The sequence below is a fragment of the Herbiconiux sp. genome (assembly GCF_023264895.1).
Classification (GTDB): domain Bacteria; phylum Actinomycetota; class Actinomycetes; order Actinomycetales; family Microbacteriaceae; genus Herbiconiux.
This window is the reverse complement of record NZ_JAHFUY010000021.1, coordinates 44681-65255: the sequence shown is the minus strand read 5'-3', so window position 1 is coordinate 65255 and position 20575 is coordinate 44681. Positions and strand designations below refer to the sequence as shown.

Sequence of the window (20575 nt, the reverse complement as noted above, 5' to 3'; positions counted from 1 at the left end):
CACCTAGCGGGGGATCGATTGACAGCACGCTTGCACTACCTCTTTACGAGATTCAATGTCGCGCTGTCTAGCGAAGCCCTTCCAACCTCCGACGCATGGCTATCGAGTCGGCTCGCATTATTCGAACGGTTCGCCGTTGACTCTGTGATACGGCAGACCGTCAAGGACTTCAAGTGGGTCGTTGCTTTTGACGACCGATCTCCCGCATGGTTTAGAACTGAGATCGAAAATCGCACGGGCAATCTCTTCGAACCGGTATGGATTTCCGGAAAGTTCGACGCAACCAAGTTGATTCAGAGCCTCAGGCTTCCGCAAAATGAGGCGTATAGCTTTCTGTCAACTCGAATGGACAACGACGACGCTGTTGCGGAGGACTTCGTCGAAGCGATTCAACACGCCGCTAAGTCAAGCAACGCCGAGTTCCTGAACCTCACAAACGGTCTCCAATACAGCGCGGGTAGGGTCTATAGCCGCTTGGACCCGTCAAACCCGTTTATTTCGAGGCAGGAGCAGGTGGAGGTAGGAAGTTCGCCCAGAACAGTTTTTGAACGCCAGCACGACCAGCTTCGCGAGCTCGGTAGCATCCAGCAGGTCCGCCTGTCCCCGTTGTGGATGCAAATAGTTCACGACGAAAACCTTGCCAACTCGATCAAGGGTGTCAGGGCTGATCCCCGCAAAGTCACCGGCTTCTCTCCTTCAATCGAACTCGTTCCAATCGGCAGGCTCCGGCTCACGGCCGAGCGGGCGAGAACCGCCGTCAGGATGGGACTGAGAGTTGTCTCTAGGCCGTCGAGGATTCGTTGGCTAATCAGATCACTGACTGGCTCAAGATAGTGGCATCTGTGCATTCGCTGAAAGGTCGGGTCAAGTGACAGACAAAAACGCACGGGTGTTGATCGTTGGGATGAACTTCCCCCCTGAGCCGACCGGGAACGCTCCCTATACCGGTGCGTTAGCGCGAGGACTCGCGGAGCGAGGGTTCCCGGTGACGGCGCTGACAGCTCATCCGCACTATCCGGAGTGGAAAATTCGGGATGGGTACGGTCAATGGAGACGTCGTGACATCCGGGACGGGGTTCGAGTCGTCAGACTTCGCCATTTCGTACCCAAGAAATTGACGTCGCTGCGACGTCTGCTTTCGGAATTGAGTTTCGGCGTTCGCGCAGTGTGTGAACATTGGGCCGCGGACGTGGTGCTGTTTGTATCGCCAGCCTTATTCGCGACCGCCGTAGCGACCATAAAGCGGAGGCTATTGCGAAGACACGTGAGTTCCATCGTGTGGGTGCAGGATATCTACTCGCTTGGCATTACCGAAACAGGTACGGGTTCGGCCTCCGTCGCTCGTCGCATCGGAACGGTAGAACGTTACGCTCTGGGATCGGCAGACGCAGTCGTCGTGATCCATGATCGCTTCCGCACCTACCTAATTGACCATTTGAACGTCGACTCGAAGAAAATCGTCGTCATTCGCAATTGGACTCACCTGAAGAGAGCTCCAGTTATCGACCGTGCAAGAGTTCGCGGGGAAATGGGGTGGGCAGACGACCAAGTAGTCGTCTTGCACGCGGGCAATATGGGGGTGAAGCAGGGGCTAGAGAACGTGATCGAAGCGGCCAAGTATGCCGATAAGAAGAGATCAAATGTGCGCTTCGTCTTAATGGGTGACGGTAACCAGCGCACTCACCTCGAGGAACTGGCTCGCGGCGTTGAACGGATCGAATTTCTCCCTCCGCTCTCAGAGGCCCGCTTTCAAGAGGCTTTGGGCGCAGCGGACATTCTGCTGGTCAACGAGCAGGCCAATCTCTCCGAGATGTCGGTGCCGAGTAAACTCACGTCCTACTTCAACGCAGCGAAGCCGGTTCTCGCTTCTACCGATGCGGCTAGCGTCACGGCCGAAGAGCTTTCCCGTTCTGGCGGTGGGATCCGAGTTGATCCTGACCAACCCGCGGCCCTCCATGATGCCGCACAGCGGCTGGGCGATGACGAGGAGGAGCGCTACCGATTAGGAGCGCGCGGACTAGAGTTTCGAAACTCCGCACTGGACGAGTCGACCGCGTTCGATCAGTATGCTGAGTTAGTAAGAAGCCTGGCAGCGAAGCGCGGCCGTTAGGGCTGCCTGAGTTCCGGGAAGAATTGGGGATCAGGTGACTAAACGAGCGTTCATCACGGGCATTACGGGGCAAGACGGTTCCTACCTAGCGGAACTTCTGTTGGGTAAGGGGTACGAGGTGCACGGCCTCATACGCCGTGCATCCACCTTCAACACTTCGAGAATCGATCATCTTTACGTCGATCCTCACGACCCGGCCGCGAGACTCTTTCTGCACTACGGAGATTTGAGCGATGGATCTCGTCTCGCGACTCTTCTCGCGGAAATCCGGCCAACAGAGGTTTACAACCTGGCCGCTCAGTCTCACGTACGGGTCTCATTTGACGAGCCAGAACACACTGCGGACACAACCGGAACGGGCACCATCCGTCTGCTGGAAGCTGTCCGGCAAGCTGGAATTGAGACGCGGTTCTACCAGGCGTCCTCGTCAGAACTCTACGGAGCCACGCCACCGCCTCAGAACGAGGTGACGCCTTTTTACCCGCGATCGCCGTACGGTGCGGCCAAGCTCTACAGCTTCTGGATCACCAAGAACTACCGCGAGGCGTACGACATGTTCGCGGTGAACGGGATCCTGTTCAACCACGAGTCCCCTCGCCGCGGTGAGACGTTCGTGACGCGCAAGATCACACGGGCCGTCGCCGCGATCCAGGCTGGCACGCAGGACCACGTGTACCTCGGCAACCTCGACGCCATTCGCGACTGGGGCTACGCGGCCGAGTACGTCGAGGGCATGTGGCGGATGCTGCAGGCCGACGAGCCCGACGACTTCGTGCTGGCGACCGGCGGCAACTTCACGGTGCGACACTTCCTCGAGACCGCGTTCTCGCACGCCGGCCTCGACTGGGAGAAGCACGTACGGTTCGACGAGCGCTACCTCCGGCCCACCGAGGTCGACGCCCTCGTGGGAGATGCCTCGAAGGCGAAAGAAAAGCTCGGCTGGGAGGCCACCGTCGACACGGCCGAGCTCGCCCGCATCATGGTCGACGCCGACATCGCCGCTCTCGAGCACGCCGGCAAGCCATGGATCGACCAGGTGAAGCTCGCGAGCTGGGGCACCGCGTGACCGCCACCGATTCGGTCGAGTTCACCGCTCGCGAGCTTGACCGGCAAGCGCCCTTCTACGTCGCGGGCCACCGAGGCCTCGTCGGGTCTGCGATCTGGCGCAAGCTCGAGGGCGAGGGCTTCGACAACCTCATCGGGCGCACGTCAGGCGAACTCGATCTGAAGGACCGCTCGGCGGTCTTCGACTTCTTCCGGGAGACCCGGCCCACGAACGTCGTGCTCGCCGCGGCCAAGGTCGGCGGCATCCTCGCGAACTCCACCTACCCGGTTGACTTCCTCAGCGAGAACATGCAGATCCAGGTCAACGTTCTCGACGCAGCGCTCGAGGTGGGCGTCGATCGCCTGCTCTTCCTCGGCTCGTCCTGCATCTACCCGAAGTTCGCCGAGCAGCCGATTCGGGAGGATTCCCTCCTCACCGGGCACCTCGAGGAGACGAACGACGCTTACGCGATCGCCAAGATCGCCGGCATCCTCCAGATCCAGGCGGTGCGCCGTCAATACGGCAAGCCGTGGATCTCCGCGATGCCGACCAACCTGTACGGGCCCGGTGACAACTTCTCGCCGAAGGGCTCGCACGTGCTGCCTGCCCTCATCCGTCGCTATGACGAGGCGACGAGGTCGGGCGCCGAAGTCGTGACCAACTGGGGAACCGGCACCCCTCGGCGCGAGTTCCTGCACGTCGACGACATGGCGGCTGCCTGCCTGCACCTGCTGGAGCACTACGACGGGCCCGCCCAGGTGAACGTGGGCACCGGGACCGACGTGACCATCAAAGAGATCGCCGAGACGATAGGGCATGTCGTCGGCTTCGAAGGCCGGACCGAGTGGGACACGACGAAGCCCGACGGCACTCCGCAGAAGCTGCTCGACGTCTCGAAGCTCGCCGACGCCGGCTGGACCTCGAAGATTGACCTCGAGTCGGGTCTGCGCTCGACCGTCGAGTGGTACCGCACGCACGTCGACTCGATTCGCGAATAGGCCAGGAATACATGAAGATCTCTGTCATCGGCTGTGGCTACCTGGGTGCTGTGCATGCGGCCTCCATGGCGGAACTTGGGCACGAGGTCGTCGGTATCGATGTCGACGCCGCGAAGATCGAGATGCTGTCGGCGGGTCGGGCTCCCTTCTATGAGCCCGGTCTGCCGGAGATCCTTACCTCAGCGCGGGAATCTGGACGGCTCACTTTTTCCACCAAGATGGCCGATGCTGCAGGAGCAGTAGTTCATTTCATCGCGGTGGGAACACCGCAGAAGAAAGGTGAGTACGCGGCTGATCTCACGTACGTGAACGGGGCCGTCGATGCACTCATCCCGTTCCTTGCTGAGGGCGATCTTGTGGTGGGCAAGTCGACGGTCCCGGTAGGCACCGCTGCGGCACTCGCCGCTCGGGTCGAGACCGTCGGAGCCTCCCTCGCTTGGAACCCCGAGTTCCTGCGGGAAGGATTCGCGGTGCAAGACACGATCAGTCCCGACCGTCTCGTCTACGGGGTCGCCGCGGGAGAGCCCGGAGAACGCGCTAGAGCGCTGCTCGACGAGATTTACGCCAAGGCGCTGTCGGAGGACACTCCGCTGGTCGTGACAGATTACGCCACGGCGGAACTCGTGAAGGTCGCCGCCAACGCGTTCCTCGCCACCAAGATCTCGTTTATCAACGCGATGGCTGAGATCGCCGAGGTCTCGGGTGCGGACGTTACGCAGCTGGCCGACGCCATCGGGCATGACGCACGGATCGGACGGCGGTTCCTCAACGCGGGTGTTGGATTCGGGGGTGGATGCCTGCCGAAGGACATCCGAGCGTTCTCGGCCCGGGCCGAGGAGCTCGGCCGAGGCGAGTCGGTCGCGTTTCTCAAGGAGGTCGACGCGATCAACCTGCGTCGTCGCCAGCGCGTCGTCGACCTCGTGATCGAGACCCTCTGCGGTCAGCCCTTCCAGAAGAAGGTCGCGGTCCTCGGGCTCGCCTTCAAGCCGGACTCGGACGACGTACGGGATTCGCCGGCGCTCGACGTCGCCGTGCAGCTCCACGGTCGGGGTGCCGACGTGCTCGCCTACGATCCGGAAGCGATGGCCAACTCTGCCCGGCTGCACCCTCAACTCAACTTCGCCGACTCGGTCGAGGTCGCGCTCCAGGACGCCGACGTCGTCGTGGTGGTGACCGAGTGGAAGGAGTTCCGGGCTCTCGATCCTGCTCGAGTGGCGGAACTGACGCGCGGCACCGTGGTCGTTGACGGGCGCAACTGCCTCGATGCGGTGGCCTGGCGCGAGGCCGGCTGGACCTACAAGGGAATGGGGCGACCCTGACTTACAGGTCGGCTCTGGTTGAATTGCTCTCGTGAGTGACGACAACGACGACTGGATGCGGCACTGGGAGCCGGGGGAGCGCCCTCGATCCCGGTCTAGGAGCAGCAGCTCGCGGTCGTCGGAGTCGTCCGAGTCCTCGGAGTCCTCCGAGCCATCAACCTCGAGCAGTCGGTCATCGAGCTCGAGCTCTCGGTCGAGTTCGCGATCCTCCCGGCCTGGTTCGTCGAGGTCGTCGAGCTCACGATCCTCCGGCTCCCGCTCCGGATCGTCGCGATCGTCTCGATCGCGGAGCGGATCGTCGAAGCGGCGGAGGAGCCGCAGCAGGTCCCGTCGGACGCGTCGGATCGTCGGCTGGTCTCTCGGAGGTCTCGCGATCCTGCTGGTCGCAGGCATCGCCTGGATCGGTGTCCGCGGCTTCCTGGCCGCGCAGGAACTTCAGGCGGCGGTCCCGCTGGCGAGCCGGATCCAGAGCGAGTTCTCCTCCGGAGATGTGGAGAAGGCGAAGACCACGTCCGCCGAGCTCGTCGACCACGCGCGGCAGGCAGCCGACCTGACGGGTGACCCGATCTGGCGCCTCGGTGAGTTCGTGCCCTTCGCGGGCCCCAATCTGGCAGCCGTTCGACAGGCGGCGTCCATCACGGACTCGGTCGCGAGCGATGCGATCTATCCGCTCGTCTCCAACGTGTCCGACATCGGTGTCGACAGCTTCCAGCCGGTGAACGGGGCCATCGACCTGGCGCCGCTCGTGGCGGCTCAGCCGACGGTCGCGACGGCGCGCACCGTGCTCTCGGGCGCAGCCGCCGATGCGCGCGGCATCGAGACCAACGGCACGATCGACCTGATCTCCGAGGCGGTCGGCAAGCTCCGCGACTCCGTCATCGAAGCCGACAGGCTGATCCAGGGTGTGGATCGCGCGGTCACCCTCATCCCTCGCATGCTCGGCGCCGACGGCGACCGCAACTATCTGCTGCTCCTCCAGAACCCTGCCGAGCTTCGGTCGGGTGGTGGCATCACGAGTGCACTCGCGCAGATCTCCACCACCGGCGGCTCGGTCAGCCTCACGCAACAGGCCTCGGGATCCGATTTCCGCTACGCCGCCCCCGTGCTGCCGCTGCCCCCGGAGTCGCTGGCACTGTACGGCGACCGCGCGGCCCGTTTCGTGCAGAACACCACACTCGTTCCGCAGTTCGAGCTGAGCGGTCAGATCGCGGCCACGATGTGGGCTGACCGATTCGGCGTGCAGACCGACGGTGCCATCGCGTTCGACCCGGTGGCACTCAGCTACCTGCTCGAGGCGACCGGACCGATCACGCTGCCGACCACGGGTGTGGAGCTCACGAGTGAGAATGCTGTCCAGTTCCTGCTGAGCGACGTCTACGCCCAGTTCGAAGAACCGTCGGTTCAGGATGCCGTGTTCGCCGAGGCCGCCAAGGCTGTCTTCGACAGGGTGTCATCCGGCGATCTCGACGCCGGGAAGCTCGTGAGCGCGCTGGCTCAGGCTGGTGATGAGGGGCGATTCAAGATCTGGAGTTCGCATCCCGAGGACCAGGCCGTTCTCGCCGACACGACTCTGGCCGGTGGGCTTCCGATCAGCGGGCCGAACTCGACCGGTGTCGGCGTCTACTTGAACGACGGGACCGGCGCGAAGATGGACTTCTACCTAGATTCTGCGGTCGCAGTCGAAGCCAGTGCGTGTCGTGCAGATGGGCGGCAGACGATTCGCATCGAGGTCACCCTTACCAGCACGGCACCACCCGACGCCGGGACGGTTCTGCCCGCCTACGTGACCGGTGACGGAAGCTTCGGCGTCATGCCGGGTAACGTGAAGACGATCATTTACATCTATGGGCCTGTCGGCGAAGACCCCGATGAGCCGGTACTCATCACGGATCTCGACCCCGGGCTGGACGGCGCTGAAACCTTCAGTGGGCGGGACCAGAACCGTCTGGTTGCAGGCTTCCCAGTGGAGCTAGCGCCCGGTGAGACGCGATCCGTAGCTGTGGAATTCGTGGCTCAGACCGCTGCATCGAGCAAGATATCGACCGAAATAACACCCGGCGTGCACCCCACTGTTTACTCAACGGAAACACGCGGGGGTTTCGCAGGCTGTGAGTTCGGCTAGTATTGCTAAGGATTCATCTGCGTCACCGACAGCGACTGTCACTCGCATGTCGCGGTTTGCATGCGATGAACCTCTTCGAAAAACAAATCAAGGGTGGGGAACTCTAAACATGATCAAAAAGGCTCTCGCGGGCGTTGTGCTCGCTGTTCTGGCCGTCTTTGCCGTTCCGGCAGCGGCCCAGGCTTATGTCGTTACACCGCCTCCCGGCTCGACCGTCGGCCCCGGTGGAACCGTCACGGTTGCATTCACGGGCTTCGCTCCCAACGAGGGTGTCTCCTTCACGCTGACCGGTGAGAACGCTTCGGGCGCTACCCTCGCTTCGGTTGTCGCTGCTGTGGAGACCTCCGCCGCAATCATCAAGCAGGCTGACGCAGCCGGTGCCGCTTCGGTGACCGTCACGCTTCCGTCGAACGCTTCGGGCAGCTACACCCTCTCCGCTACCGGCACCTCGTCGGCTGCTATCGCCAACTCGACTATCACGGTCACCTCGACCGGTGGCGGAACCGGTGCCACCGGTGGCCTGCCCAACACGGGTGCTATGGACCCGGCTCTCGGCCTCTGGGCTGGTGGCGGACTCCTCGCCCTGGGCGCAGCGTTCGTCGTCGTTCTGACCGTCGTCCGTCGCCAGAAGGCTTCCGCCTAAATACCCTCCCAACATCACCCGACGTTCCGGGCCCTCGCCGACAGGCGGGGGCCTTGGCGTTTAACGGAGGAGTAGCTACATGCGGAGAACTGTGATCACGGCGAGAAATGCTGTCACCGTCGCCGCGACGCTGAGGGCGGGGACCAACAGGCGGGGAGATGACTTGAAAGGCGTGACTACACCGTAAGCAGGTGCGCGAGGCGGCTACGTCGCGCTGGCTTGATTTCACCCAATGAGTCACCCGTAAGAGGGAGCTGCGCCGATGCCTGTCGGTCCTGACTTCACATCGAAGAGCGTCGTGCCCGGGTTGATCGCGTTGGTTGCGAGCTGGCGCAAGGACCAACGGACTGCACGTCTCCTGCGCTCCATAACTCGTCGGCGCAGTCTTCGGAACAGGCGCCCGGCGGGGTGACGAACGCGGCTTGTCGCATGCGGACGCCGCAGTAGCGGCAGTGAGCGGTGGCCAGGGAGCGGGGTGTGCGCGACATGGGCGGCCTTTCTGTGAGTGATTCAAGTGCACTCGATCGCGTCGCGTTCGCTGTTATGGCTAGCCAGTTCGATTTTGGGTTAGAGGTTAGGGCTTCGTCCTTCGACGCGGTGGCGTCCGGAAGTCAACCACCGTCTGTCCCAATAGGGATGTCTCGCGGGTCGGCGCTTAGGGGGCGATTCGAGATCCGCGTGCACGTGATACTGAAATCGTCTGCTCCGAGCCGGATCACATCTCCGCTCTGCATTGTGATGTCCAGGCCGAAAGGATCTTCATCTCCGGTGAAGCTCGCGCACAGGATGTGATCGCTCCGACCCCATGGCTCGTGACGTGGGGCCTCGATGAAGACGGCGCCGTGAGCGGTGATCTGAATTGCGATCTGGTTCCAGGCGCTTATCGCGATGCGTACTTCGCCGCGCTTCCAGTCCAGCGACAAACTTCTCAGTTGGGCGTCATGCAGCCGTAGGTCGTCCTCATCCATGGTTCATCCTTCTGAGCAAGGCGGTTGGAAGTTAAGATGCTACGCAAAGGGTCCGAAGGTCATCTCTCTCTCGCGCCGTGGTGTGGGGATGGCCCGCCTTCTGCCGATGTGAGTGAGTGAGATCGAAATGGGAGCTTAGGGAACCGCGGTGTTCTCGGACGATGTCGCTGAGGATGTGCGGTCGGTCTACAGGGCGCTTCTCGAGGAGAAGGTCGAGGACGTCGAGGCGGCTAGACGGACTGTCGCGGAGTTCGCTGGCCTCGATGAGGATGAGCTGGACGTCTTGTGGATTGCACTCGCGGCCGCGCAGTTTCGCTATGGCCGCCTCGATGACGAGGTCAGGGATCGCGCCATCCGGATCATCGATTCCGGTTCCGATGCGCGAAGGTGGAGTGAAGCAAGCGTGAAGGATCAGAAGAAACGTCGGGACGTGCTGGCGAAGCTACGAGGGCAGCTGGTCGGGCCTCAGAAGGCTCGCAGCGCGGTACGAGCGCCATGGAGATCCGAGACCGACCTCGAGATCGGATCCGTACTCGCCTACACGTCGTCCTCGGGCAAAGTCGCCCTCGCCAAGGTGGTGGGGATATCCGAGTCTCGATACGGCAGGGATGCGGTCTTCGACCGACTCGAGTGGTTCGATGACTTCGTTCCTGAGGCGGCAGTGATAGAGCGGCTCGGAGGGGCCGACATTCGCAGCGGTTTGGGGCTCGCATTCTCGGCGGGAAAGGCCTCCAGTCGCGACGAGGACTGGAGGGACGTCGGGTTCGAGCTCGTGGCAAGACTTGAGCCGGATGGGCAGCCTCGGAATAGGTCGAAGCTCGGGATGCGTTGGCCTGTGGCCGTGAGGAGTCTGGAAGCGGAGTTTCGACGGGAGGCGAGCGCATGAAGTCATGGGAGCGCTCAGTCGCCTGGGGGTTCGCGGCAGCCGTCTGCTGCAGTCTCTTGTCGGGGTGCGTAGGCGAGGTTGCGGCAGGCGGTGCGGGCGACGTCGTTGCGACGGACAGCGCATCCGCTGGTCCTCTCGCCACCCCGTCGGCGGCGGCGGGCTTCGAGCCTGTTGACGGTGGGGCCCGGGAGGGAGCAGGCGGCGAGGCCGTGTTGGGGGACCAGGAGAGGGTGGAGGCCTACCTCGTGGCCAAGGGGGACAAGCTCGTGGCTATTGCTGAGCGGTTCGGGGTGGATGTGACCGAGCTCACGAAGGCGAACGGGGTGCGGCACGACTACAACGACGGGGAGCTGCATCCGGGGGAGTATGTGCTGTTCCGGGAGCAGGGGGCGGCGGCTGGGCCGGTGTATCGGCCTCCGCTCGTCGACTCCGGTGTGCGGGAGCATGCCGCTGGGGAGGTCGTGGTCGATGAAGGTGGGGCGATCGTGAAGTACGTGGTGGCCGAGGGGGATCGGGGGGACGAGATCGGGCTGCGGCTCGGAACGGAAGCCCGTCAGATCTTCCATGACTCGGGGGAGTTCGAAGGGCAGAACATTCTCAACTGGGGGCAGATCTATCCCGGGGACGTGCTGCGGTTCACGGCCCAGCCCTGATGGGGTGTCACCTTCGTGCGTGACGCCGGCTGGCTGTTAGGAGCTGAGATAGTAGGTGTGGGGGTGGTGGCATGAGCCGGCAGAGGGCTTGGGGTGCACTCGCGGCTGCCGTCCTTGGAGCGGGGTTACTTGTCGGGCTGGGGTATGGTGTGGCGGTTCGGTACGACCTACTCACGATCTGGGTTACCGTCGCGGTGCTCGGTTGTGGATTGATCCTGTGCTTGAGCGCGTGGACTGTGCCACGGGCCATGGCTCGCGGGCGCAAGGCCGATCGGGAACTCGTCGAGCAGCTCAACCAGCGTCTCTTCGCGTTGGACGAGCAGCATCCCAGCTATCTCAGCGTCGGCGGGATGGCCTTGCCGAGCTTAGGTCGTGCCATAGAAGAGCTGACGGGTGAGGCCACTGGCGACGTGCGGGGAATCGCCTGGCTCATTCGTCAAGGCGTGATGGAGTTGTGGGTGCTGGAGAGAACGCCTCGGCGCGTCGCGACGATTGCGGGCTCGGAGATCGAGGATTTCGAGTTCCGTCCTCTGAACCTTCTCCAGCCTTATACGGTACTGACGGCTGACGTACGGCAGGGGGCTGAAGTGATAGCTCTGCCGATGGCCTTCTACCCCACGGGTCGGAAGGGTACGACGCCGAAGGGGCGGGAGGCGCTCAAAGCGCTTGTGGTCGGGGCGCTCCGTGATGGCGACGTCCCCGACAGCCCCGTCGATCCGATGCTGCTGACTGCTCGCTAGGACCTGCCCGGTGGCAGGGAGGGGGAGTAGTCAGGCGGAAACCTGTGCTGCAGTCTTGCGTCTCAGGTTCTGCGAGTATCGGTGCGCGGGGCCTTCAACGAAACGCGCGAACACAGCGGCCACCACGAACGTCAAGGCGAGGCCGATGCCGATCGAGACAGCGGAGACGCCGCCGACTCTCATGGCGGCGATCAGTACAGGCTCGTGAACGAGATAGATGCTGAAGGAGATCACGCCTAGCCACTGTGCAAGGCGGGATTCGAAGACTCGGATGAGGGGCCGGTTGAACCCGACCAGGACGATGAGCAGAGCGATGCCGAGCATGGATCCGGTCATTCCCAGGGAAGGCATGATGGCTGCGGGCAGGTGAAGGTCCTCGAGCAGCCATGGCAAAGAGTTGAGGGCCAGTGCGAGCACCACGCCGGCCACTGCCACTAGGTGGGGGACCAGCACGCGCCTCCTCAAACCCCATCGCTCCGCGATCACTCGCATGCGGTCCCATGCGAAGGCCAGGCAGACTCCGATCGCGAACATGGGCATGTAGCGGAGAAAGGCGTTCTCGCTCGTGGACCCGATCGCGATGAGCACGATCGAGGCAGCAATTCCGACCAGCGGCGGGAGCCGTCGCAGGACGGCGATGTAGAAGACGAGCAGGAGCGAGAACAGCACTTCCCACTGCAGTGTCCACAGGGGCGAGAGATGGCCGCTGACCCCTGTCAGGAGTGTGAGGTCCTCGATCACCGCGTTGATGCTGAGCGTGTCTGGGTGTCCGTCGATCCAGTTTCCGAACCCGTTCGCGGCGCGAGGAATGAGAAGGATCGAGACGGAACTCAGGGCGACGGCGGCCCAGACCGGAATGTAGAGGCGCGCGAGGCGCGAGAGCACATAGCTCCCGTAGTCGAACTTCGGATGGGAGGCGAAGCGGGTGAGGACGAGCCCCGACAGCACGAAGAACAGCCAGACGGCATGGCCGCCGATCATTCCGAGTTCGCGGTTGACCTGGCTGAAGACCGGCGCTGTGAAGAGTGGGCTCTCGTAGTTGTCGACCACGATGAGTCGGAGGTGCCCGATCACTACGGCGACTGCCGCAACACCGCGGAGTCCGTCCAATGACCGAATGCGCACCTATGGTCTCCCCCCCAGAGCTTGCCGCCAGCCTAGCGAAAGCTCTACCCGCACCGGGGACGGCTACGCATGGACGCTCGCTGTGCCGCGCAACATCGCGGCAGCCGGAGTCGTGGGTTCAGTCTCGAGCTGACTGCGTGCCTGTTGGGACGCTTGCCGCGATGAAGGCGAAGGGGATCTAGCTTGTCGTGCTCGTTGGAGGTCGCGACTTGCTCGGCACCCTCGTTGAATCATTGGCGACTTGAAAGGCACGCATGCCCTGTGCGCTCAATTCTCGGCGCGAAGTGACCCAAGCGCCTGTCGAAAATGAGGAACATTCTACAATCCATTTGGGTAAAGCAACAGCTTCTGCGCCCCCCACTTGGGGCACAAGCTGGTGGTGACCAAGGAGGGTCATCATGAAACGACAACTTCTTCTCCTGGGTTCGTGCAAGAGCGGCCAGCCTGCAGACTCGTGGTCCTACCGGTGAACCTGCTCAAGCGGTGGGAGGAGATGGCGAAGAATCCACTCAACGCCGACCGGGTCGGGGAGTTCCCGGGGCCGGTTCTTCGGTCGCTTCATGAGGACACGATGATCGTCGGGTACTCGATCTGGTCGCATGGGGGCGCGGTGTCGTCGGTGGAGGTCAACCATGTCGTCGCATCCAGTGCCGGAGCCGACCGCCCGGCCGGCGTCGCGACGCGCGCGATCATCGGCGACGGCGGGTCTGACGATCCGTTGAAGCTGCATGCCCCGAGCTTTCTGGTGGCGTTCGATCCGGAGTGGGAGATTGCCGGCTCCGATCGGGTGGCGCGTGATCGCCTTTCACGGGAGATCGCATCGATCGGTCTTGATGAGGTGACCGTCGTCGTCGACGGTTCGGCCGTTTCGGGGGAGGGGTTCGTGCGGGGAAGGTGGTGCTTCTGGAAGAGCGTTCGAGGCGGCTTCACGTGGACGGTCGCAGCGCCCAGCGACATCGCCGCGGTCGGTTTCACGACGTCGATCAGGCTTACCGCGCATCCGTAGATCGTGGTTGAAGCGGCTCGGACAGGAGCGGCCGTGGGGTGTGCATGATCCGTTCGAGTCATAGGCATCGGGTCTGGCGGGAGACCGCGGAGCGGGCGAGGGGACTATGACTCGAACGGATCATGCACACCCCACTGCCAGACGAGCAACCCGGGGAGGTCCGGGGCAGGCGACTCAGGTCCATTGTTCGGGGGCGGCCGGGCGGGGAACATGAAGCGTGCAACGTCGCGCGGGCTCGGATGAGTGTTGGCGGGCGTGCGTCGACGTTTCAACCCGAGTCCGATGAGGTGCGACATGAAGCTGTCTGTTTCGAGAGGTGCTGCGGTGGTGGGCGCCGCAGCACTCTTCAGTGTTCTGGTGAGTGTGCCTCTTGGGGCGCATGCCGAAACGGGTGCTTCGGCGGCTGCGCCTGCCGTCGAGGCTCCGCTCGAGGGGTATCCGACCGTCGCTTCGCTGGCGGCCGCGTTCGCGAACGCCGCTCCCGGCGCGGTGATCGTGCTGAATCAGGACCTCACGGGCACTGCGTCCGATCCCGCCGTCGCGGTGCGCGATTCCACTGCGGTCACGCTCGACCTCAACGGGCACACGGTGAAGCTGACTCGCACAGATCGGTTCGCGGGCATCGATGTTCCGCCGGGCAGCACGCTGACGGTCACCGACTCGGACATCGATCACACCGGACACCTCATCGTCGAGGCGAGTGGCGGTGCGGGAATCGGGGCTTCTGCGCTCGGTCATCCGGGCCAGGCTTCCGGGTTCGGCAGCATCGTGATCGCCGGAGCGAAGGTCGACGCGACCTCGAGTGCTTCGGCGGCGATCGGATCCGCCATCGACGGCGGCCCCGGCGGAGACATCACGATCACCTACAACACCGTGGGCAACTTCAACTTCGGCAGTCATGTCACGGCGACGTCGAAGAGTGCTGCGGGCATCGGTGGCGCGTTCGACAGCGTCTGGCAGGGAGCCATCACGATCACGGGCCACAGCACCGTGGAGGCGACGGGTGGGCAGGGCATCGGCACGGCGGGCATCGGTGGCGGGCCCGACTCCACGATCGGAACGATCAGGATCAACGACGCCGATGTGACGGCGACCGGAAGCGGCAGTGGAGCCGGCATCGGGGGCGGTGGTGGTGCCAGGGGCCCGATGCCGCCGATCACCATCACCAACAGCATCGTCGAGGCAATCGGCGGCCCCCTCGGAGCCGGCATCAGCGCCGGCAGCCGGGGCGATGGGGAGGGGGTTCCTGTGCGGCTGGCGGTCACCGGCCGTTCGGTGCTGTCTCCGTCATCGGCAAGTGGTGTGGCGATCGATCTGAGTGCGGCGGGGTCGGAGCTCACGCTCGGCACGAGTGAGCTGTACATCGCGAGCGGCAACTCGGTCACGGTTCCCGAGGGCGTGACCGTGGTCAACGACGGCGGCGAGATCGCGGTGGAGGGCACGATGGCCAACCACGGCACGATCCGGAACATCAACGGAGGAAGGGTCCACCGCCCCGAGCGGGTCTCCGACAACAACACGACGATCACGTGGGATGGCAACGGCGGCACTGCGCCGGTCGCCGAGACCGGGCCCATCTTCGCGCGCACCATCACCGACGCCGGGGATGTCTCGTTCCCTGTCCCGGTGCGTGCGGGCTACGACTACGTGGGCTGGTACACCCAGGCCGATGGGGGCACTCGGCTGACCGAGGACGTCGACCTCGGGGGCGGTGGTCCGAAGACGATCACGGTGTATGCGGCGTGGGCGCCGTCGGGCGGCGGGAGTGAGTCGCCGGACATCGGGTCCGGCGCTCCTCCCGTGGGGTCGGGTTCGGGTGGGCCTGGCGGGCCCGCCGGCTCCGCTGGTGGCGCCACCCTCGCCGCCACGGGTTCCGGTGTGGCTCCCTGGGTGCCGATCGGGGGCGCGGCTCTAATCGTCATGGGGCTGTTCGGAGTTGTGCGGGGATCGCGTGCGGGCATCGGTTCGAGCCGGGAGACCGTGGCGGGGTGAGACCGTGGGGTGAACCACGCGGGGGGATCAGAAGGATGCCGTTCGGGCATGCCTCTCTGAGCGGAGCCGCGACATGCCGCACTGACCACCCACACCCAGAAGACTGGTCTGGTGCAGATCGCGGGCGGGTCAGAGGGCGTCGATGAGCTCGCGCATGAGCTGGGATGGTGTGGTGTGACGCTCCTGCGCCGCCACATCCAGCTTTGCCCGCCTCGCTGCGTCAAGACGCAGCGTGAACGGACGCGCCTGAGCACCCACGCTGACAGGACGACCAGGTATGGAAGAGCCAAGGTGCTTCCCGGTGTAACCCTCCTCGGACTCCGTCGCTGCTGCCCACTGCTCGATGTCGTCATCGGTGAAAGGCGCGCCATTCACATCGGTGTACTCACTCATCTGCTTACCTCCTCAACCCAACCTCTATCAGAACTTTCGTTGTCGCCGGCATCGCGTGAACCACCAGCCAACCCATCAACGGCCAGTTGCCTCTCACCTGACGACGTCGTAGCGGGCGCTGAAGGCAACGTGACCCTCGACCTACGCTCGCAATTCGCAGGTTACGCCTTCGGCACCATCGCCGTGACCAACGACGTGCCGGAGTTTCCCATGGAGGAAAAGGGACGACTGGGGACCCGCGCTGTTCGCGATCGCAGTGGCCGAATACAGCACTCCGGCGAATCCCTTGGGAGATGTGGCTCTTCTCGCGTCGCCGATCACCGTGGCCGTCGACGCGGACGGCCTGACCGGGAATCCCGGGCTGTCGTTCGAACTGGTGCCATCGGCTCGGTAAGCGGCCTCGGAGACCGCCGCCCTTCTTGGGCTTGGGTGAGGGACCAGTTCTCGACCTGGGCCGGTCGTGGTGGGGTGCACCGGGCGACGGGGTTCTCGGTAGGTCGGATGCCGCTGGAGGAGCAGCTGAGCGCGCCGGCGCGGAGTCGCCGGGGCTGACCAGCACCGGCGGGCGGTCGAGGTGCGATCAGGGGCGCGTCGGCTGCTCTATTCTGTGGGGCGGGGGAGCGCATGGAGAAGATCAGAGCGGTGTCGGTGGGGCGGAAGGTGACGCCGTTCGGGTGGGTCACGTCGGCGCTGGGGGCCGTCATCGTGGGGAGCGGGCTCATCGATGCGCTGACGTCGCCCTCGGGTGGCGGGCTCGGGAGTGCGTGGACGTGGGTGTGGGTGGTGGTGACCGTCGTCGTCGCGGCGGTTCCGCTGGTGCTGGGGGATCGGTCTGTTCGCGTGGTGGGGTTCGCGGGCGCGTGCGTGTTCTTCGCGGTCACGACGCTGCAGGTCGCCGTGTCCACCGCGCCGATCGGCACCGTCAACAACCTCGTGCTGTGGCCCATGGTGGCCTGCTATCTCGGGTGGTCGTTCCGTCGGCTGCCGGCGCGGGTCATCACCGGCGTCGCGTTCGCCGCATCCGGAGCCGCACTCGTCGTGAATACGCAGGACCAGATCGGCATCGTGTGGCTCAACCTGATGCTGGCGTCGGTGTTCTGCCTCGAGGCGGCGTCGTTCCTGCGCGTGCGGCTCGACCGTGAGATCAGCACCGACCCGCTCACGGGAGTGCTCAACCGCGCGGGGCTCGACGAGCGCATCGATGTGGAGCTGGGGCGGGCCGCCCGGACCGGTGCGCCCGTGACGATCGCCATCCTCGACCTCGACGACTTCAAGAGGATCAACGACGAGCGGGGCCACTCAGCGGGGGACCAGCTGCTGGTGGAGTTCGCGGCATCACTGCGGGCCCACGTGCGGCCGCTCGGCTCGGTGGTGCGCATCGGGGGTGACGAGTTCCTGCTCGTGCTCCCGGCCATGGAGTCGTCGCAGGCGGCGGAGCTGCTCGAGGGCATCCGGGAAGACGTCCACGAGCACTGGTCGTACGGGCTGGCCACGGGCACCCCCGATGACACGGCGCACACCATCCGCGACCGCGCCGACAGCGCCCTCTACGCGCAGAAGCAGCATCGCAAAGGCCTCTGATCAGAGGAGCAGCTGGCTCAGTGGATGGACGAGGTAGCGCAGCGAGTACGCCTCCCACACGGCGCCGACGATGAGGAGCGCGACCGCCGGCAGCGCCAGCAGGCCGAGGCTGCGGAGCCCTCGTGCGTACCCCTGGCGGCGGTTGGCGGCCCCTACGCGGTGGGGGAGCAGCCAGTTGCGGCCGAGCAGGTAGACGCCCAGCAGGAGGAGCACGTAGGCCTGGAGCTCGATGAGGATCGTGAGGGAGTGCGGGATGAGGGCGACCCCTCCCGCTGCGGTCGTCGGCGCGAGCGTGATGCCGGTCTCGACGGCCCAGTAGGCGAAGAGCGCCAACCCCGAGAACGGCACGATGAGGGAGGGCAGCACGATGGTCGCGAGACTCAGCCGGAGGACGTTCACGGCGAGGATCATGAGGGCGAAGAGCGGTGGGGTGTTCACGAGGTCGCGGACGAGCTCGCCCGTGCCGTCGTCTTCGAGCGCCGTGGAGCGGGCCGCCTGGAGCTCGGGGAAGAGGAGCCCGACCCCCAGCCCCCCGAGCGTGAGACCGTAGGCCGCGAGGTTCAGGACGAGGTAGGCGCGTCCGTTCTCGCGCACGATCCGGAAGGGGCGTCGCCAGAGGGGGACAGCCCCTGGGCGTGCGGCGGTTGCGGTGTCGGTTGTCATGCATCCAGTCCACGTTGCCGGGCCTCGGGCGTGAAGTGACACGGTGTCACCGAAGCGGGTGACAGGTGTCACGTACACCCCACGGCCCACACGGGCAACCGCCCGGCCTAGGGGCGATGGCCGGTTGCGCGCATCGGTCGTACGGTGAGGCGAACGACGAGAGGGCGAGTGATGAGCAGAACAGACGATGTAGCCGGGAAGACGATCGTGATCGCGGGCGCCTCGAGCGGCTTCGGGCGCGGTGGCGCCGTCGAGCTGGCGCGACGGGGCGCGCAGGTGGTCGTCGCGGCCCGCCGCGGTCCAGTGCTCGATGAGGTGGTCGCGGAGATCGCGGCCGACGGCGGGACGGCGCTCGCGGTGCCGACCGATGTCAGCGATCCGGATGCCGTCACCGCGCTGGCCGCGAGCGCGCTCGAGCGGTTCGGGCGGATCGACGTGTGGGTCAACAACGTGGGGATCGGCGCGATCGGCATGTTCTGGGACATCCCCCTCGACGCGCATGCCCGCCTCGTGGACGTCAACCTCAAGGGCCTCATCTACGGTGCCCACGTCGCCATCAGGCAGTTCCGCTCGCAGGGGTCCGGGGTGCTCGTGAACGTGGGCTCGATCGACAGCGAGGTGCCGCTGGCCTATCAGTCCTCGTATGCGGCCACGAAGGCCGGTGTGCTCAGTCTCAGCCGCTCCTTGAACGAGGAGCTGCGGCTCGTGGGTGACCAGGATCGGATCAAGGTCGGGACGATCATGCCGTGGGCCGTCGACACGCCGTGGTGGACCCACGCCGCCAACTACAGCGGGCACACCGCCCGGATGGCCGCGATGGACGACCCTCAGATCGTCGTCGACGCGATCGTCGCCGCCTGCACGGATCCGAAGGAGGAGCAGCCCGTCGGCGCCAAGGCCCGCACGGCGAACCTGTCCCACCACCTCTTCCCGGACCTCACCGAGCGGCTCTCGGCCAAGACCGCCGACGGCGAATCGAAGAAGGGTGATGAGCTCCCTGCGACCGACGGCTCGATCTTCGAGCCCGTCGCCGCCGGCACCACTGTCGACGGCGGCATCCGTGCGCGCATGAAGGAGGAGGACGCCGGCGGCCGCTGATCAATACCACAGTTCCTCAGACGTCCGGGAATCCGGTGACCCGGTCGTACGTCGCGCTATCTGCACCCTCGTTCTTCAGTCGGAGTGCGTACTCCTTCATGTACGGGAACGCGATGATGAAGCGACCCCGCACGACGGGGTCGGCCACCAGGATGCCGGCATCCACCAGATCTCTCCGGTAGCCGGGCAGGCTCGTCTCAGCGGTGCCGAGCACGCGGGCCATCTCCTTCGGGGTGATCTCGGGATGCTCAGCGATGGTCCGGATGATCAGCTTCTGCTTTGCAGACAGTTCCTCGTAGGCGACTCCCGCGACAGATCCGATGACCTTCTCGAGGAAGGCGTCGCGGACAGCCAGGACGTGCTCGACGTCGATCAAATCGCCGCCCGAGCGTTCGTAAGCCAGGTACCCGATCTCCTGGATCATGTAGGTGTTGCCTCGGCTGAGTGCTGCCATCTTCTCGACCGCGCTGTCGGTGATCAGCAGATCGGACGCGAGGGCGATGGCGCGGATGACCGATTGGCTCTCCTGGTAGGTGAACTCGTCGAGTCGGATCTCCTCGGCCCGCGTCAGGAAAGAGATGTGCTGGTTCCGGCGAGCACGCTCGATGGGGATGGGCAGCCCGGAGATGACCACGGCGACCGGCAGATCGTCCTCGATCAGGGACTGGTAGGCGCTTGAGAAGGAGACGATGTGCTCGAGAGTGGTGTCTCGGGCGTGTTTGAAGTTCATCTCATCGATGACGATGAGGAGACCGGACATCTTCCGCTTCACCAGCAGATCGATGAGCACTCGCATCGAGGCACCGAACGGACGCTTGTGAGCATCCGCGGCGCGTTTCTTCCGTGTCAGCTTCGCACCCGGGATGCCGACACCGAACGCGGTGAGACCGACGTTGATCTCTGCGAGTGAGAGATTGGGCTTGCGACCGAGCTCATCGACGAGCCAATCCACTGCGTAGTGGACGTCGTCCAGGAATCCACGCTTGGCACCTACGCGCAGCACGGGGATACCCATACCCTGAGCGCGGCGCACGGTGGCCGTGAGCAGGGTCGTCTTGCCGATGCCTCGGTTACCTGTGATGATCGTCGCACGACTATGGGCAGGGTGCTTGGCGCCAAGTGTGAAGGACGTGCGGTCGATGAGATCCATTTCGGTCTCGCGGCCGTAGAGCACTGTCGGTGGCGTCCCGAATCCCGGCGTGAACGGGTTGGCCATGCTGCTCCTTGCACTTA

Annotated in this window: 19 protein-coding genes; 14 read left to right on the top strand and 5 right to left on the bottom strand. The window is 64.7% G+C overall.

Annotated elements, in window-relative coordinates; genetic code table 11:
- The first annotated feature begins 30 nt into the window (after positions 1-30).
- The 7 genes from Q0D57_RS04125 (at position 31) to Q0D57_RS04095 (ending at position 8237) form a co-directional block, all read left to right on the top strand.
- Positions 31-834, top strand: a complete 804-nt coding sequence (locus Q0D57_RS04125) for a glycosyltransferase (RefSeq protein ID WP_291038588.1) — start codon at positions 31-33, stop codon at positions 832-834.
- A gap of 70 nt (positions 835-904) precedes the next feature.
- Positions 905-2110, top strand: a complete 1206-nt coding sequence (locus Q0D57_RS04120) for a glycosyltransferase family 4 protein (protein WP_291038638.1) — start codon at positions 905-907, stop codon at positions 2108-2110.
- A 34-nt stretch (positions 2111-2144) separates the two neighbouring features.
- Positions 2145-3176 (top strand): GDP-mannose 4,6-dehydratase, encoded by a 1032-nt coding sequence (gmd, locus tag Q0D57_RS04115; protein ID WP_291038585.1) that lies wholly within the window; start codon positions 2145-2147, stop codon positions 3174-3176.
- A complete protein-coding gene (locus Q0D57_RS04110; RefSeq protein ID WP_291038582.1) occupies positions 3134-4153 on the top strand; it encodes a GDP-L-fucose synthase in 1020 nt (339 codons plus the stop codon). The genes gmd and Q0D57_RS04110 overlap by 43 nt, the downstream gene beginning before the upstream one ends.
- An 11-nt stretch (positions 4154-4164) precedes the next feature.
- On the top strand, positions 4165-5472 hold the full coding sequence (locus tag Q0D57_RS04105) for a UDP-glucose/GDP-mannose dehydrogenase family protein (protein WP_291038579.1): 1308 nt from the start codon (positions 4165-4167) through the stop codon (positions 5470-5472).
- A 490-nt stretch (positions 5473-5962) separates the two neighbouring features.
- Positions 5963-7594 (top strand): DUF4012 domain-containing protein, encoded by a 1632-nt coding sequence (locus Q0D57_RS04100; RefSeq protein ID WP_291038576.1) that lies wholly within the window; start codon positions 5963-5965, stop codon positions 7592-7594.
- 109 nt (positions 7595-7703) lie between these two features.
- Positions 7704-8237 (top strand): LPXTG cell wall anchor domain-containing protein, encoded by a 534-nt coding sequence (locus Q0D57_RS04095; RefSeq protein WP_291038572.1) that lies wholly within the window; start codon positions 7704-7706, stop codon positions 8235-8237.
- A gap of 611 nt (positions 8238-8848) precedes the next feature.
- Here the strand turns inward: Q0D57_RS04095 and Q0D57_RS04090 are convergent.
- Positions 8849-9205, bottom strand: coding sequence for a hypothetical protein (locus Q0D57_RS04090; RefSeq protein ID WP_291038569.1), 357 nt, complete (start codon positions 9203-9205; stop codon positions 8849-8851).
- A gap of 148 nt (positions 9206-9353) precedes the next feature.
- Between Q0D57_RS04090 and Q0D57_RS04085 the strand changes: the two genes are divergently transcribed.
- The 3 genes from Q0D57_RS04085 (at position 9354) to Q0D57_RS04075 (ending at position 11484) form a co-directional block, all read left to right on the top strand.
- Positions 9354-10091 carry a hypothetical protein gene (locus Q0D57_RS04085; RefSeq protein ID WP_291038566.1) on the top strand — a complete coding sequence of 246 codons (738 nt, stop codon included), beginning with the start codon at positions 9354-9356 and terminating at the stop codon, positions 10089-10091.
- Positions 10088-10744 carry a LysM peptidoglycan-binding domain-containing protein gene (locus Q0D57_RS04080; RefSeq protein ID WP_291038563.1) on the top strand — a complete coding sequence of 219 codons (657 nt, stop codon included), beginning with the start codon at positions 10088-10090 and terminating at the stop codon, positions 10742-10744. The genes Q0D57_RS04085 and Q0D57_RS04080 overlap by 4 nt, the downstream gene beginning before the upstream one ends.
- Positions 10745-10992: 248 nt before the next feature.
- A complete protein-coding gene (locus tag Q0D57_RS04075) occupies positions 10993-11484 on the top strand; it encodes a hypothetical protein (RefSeq protein ID WP_291038560.1) in 492 nt (163 codons plus the stop codon).
- Between the two features lie 30 nt (positions 11485-11514).
- Here Q0D57_RS04075 and Q0D57_RS04070 read toward each other — a convergent pair whose 3' ends face one another.
- Positions 11515-12609, bottom strand: coding sequence for an acyltransferase (locus tag Q0D57_RS04070; protein ID WP_291038558.1), 1095 nt, complete (start codon positions 12607-12609; stop codon positions 11515-11517).
- Between the two features lie 466 nt (positions 12610-13075).
- Between Q0D57_RS04070 and Q0D57_RS04065 the strand changes: the two genes are divergently transcribed.
- Both Q0D57_RS04065 and Q0D57_RS04060 read left to right on the top strand, forming a co-directional pair.
- Entirely contained in the window at positions 13076-13615 is a 540-nt protein-coding gene (locus tag Q0D57_RS04065; protein ID WP_291038555.1) for a hypothetical protein, read from the top strand.
- Positions 13616-13972: 357 nt separating this feature from the next.
- Positions 13973-15607 carry an InlB B-repeat-containing protein gene (locus Q0D57_RS04060; protein ID WP_291038552.1) on the top strand — a complete coding sequence of 545 codons (1635 nt, stop codon included), beginning with the start codon at positions 13973-13975 and terminating at the stop codon, positions 15605-15607.
- 129 nt (positions 15608-15736) lie between these two features.
- On the opposite strand, the gene Q0D57_RS04055 is transcribed toward Q0D57_RS04060, so the two are convergent.
- The gene (locus Q0D57_RS04055; RefSeq protein WP_291038549.1) at positions 15737-16000 is read right to left on the bottom strand and encodes a CopG family transcriptional regulator; all 264 of its coding nucleotides are present in this window, start codon (positions 15998-16000) and stop codon (positions 15737-15739) included.
- A 624-nt stretch (positions 16001-16624) separates the two neighbouring features.
- Between Q0D57_RS04055 and Q0D57_RS04050 the strand changes: the two genes are divergently transcribed.
- Positions 16625-17581, top strand: coding sequence for a GGDEF domain-containing protein (locus Q0D57_RS04050; protein ID WP_291038546.1), 957 nt, complete (start codon positions 16625-16627; stop codon positions 17579-17581).
- On the opposite strand, the gene Q0D57_RS04045 is transcribed toward Q0D57_RS04050, so the two are convergent.
- Positions 17582-18244 carry a hypothetical protein gene (locus tag Q0D57_RS04045; RefSeq protein WP_291038543.1) on the bottom strand — a complete coding sequence of 221 codons (663 nt, stop codon included), beginning with the start codon at positions 18242-18244 and terminating at the stop codon, positions 17582-17584.
- A 171-nt stretch (positions 18245-18415) separates the two neighbouring features.
- On the opposite strand from Q0D57_RS04045, the gene Q0D57_RS04040 reads away from it, so the two are divergent.
- A complete protein-coding gene (locus Q0D57_RS04040; protein ID WP_291038540.1) occupies positions 18416-19342 on the top strand; it encodes an SDR family NAD(P)-dependent oxidoreductase in 927 nt (308 codons plus the stop codon).
- A 16-nt stretch (positions 19343-19358) separates the two neighbouring features.
- On the opposite strand, the gene Q0D57_RS04035 is transcribed toward Q0D57_RS04040, so the two are convergent.
- Positions 19359-20558, bottom strand: a complete 1200-nt coding sequence (locus Q0D57_RS04035; RefSeq protein ID WP_291038537.1) for an ATP-binding protein — start codon at positions 20556-20558, stop codon at positions 19359-19361.
- Positions 20559-20575 lie beyond the last annotated feature (17 nt).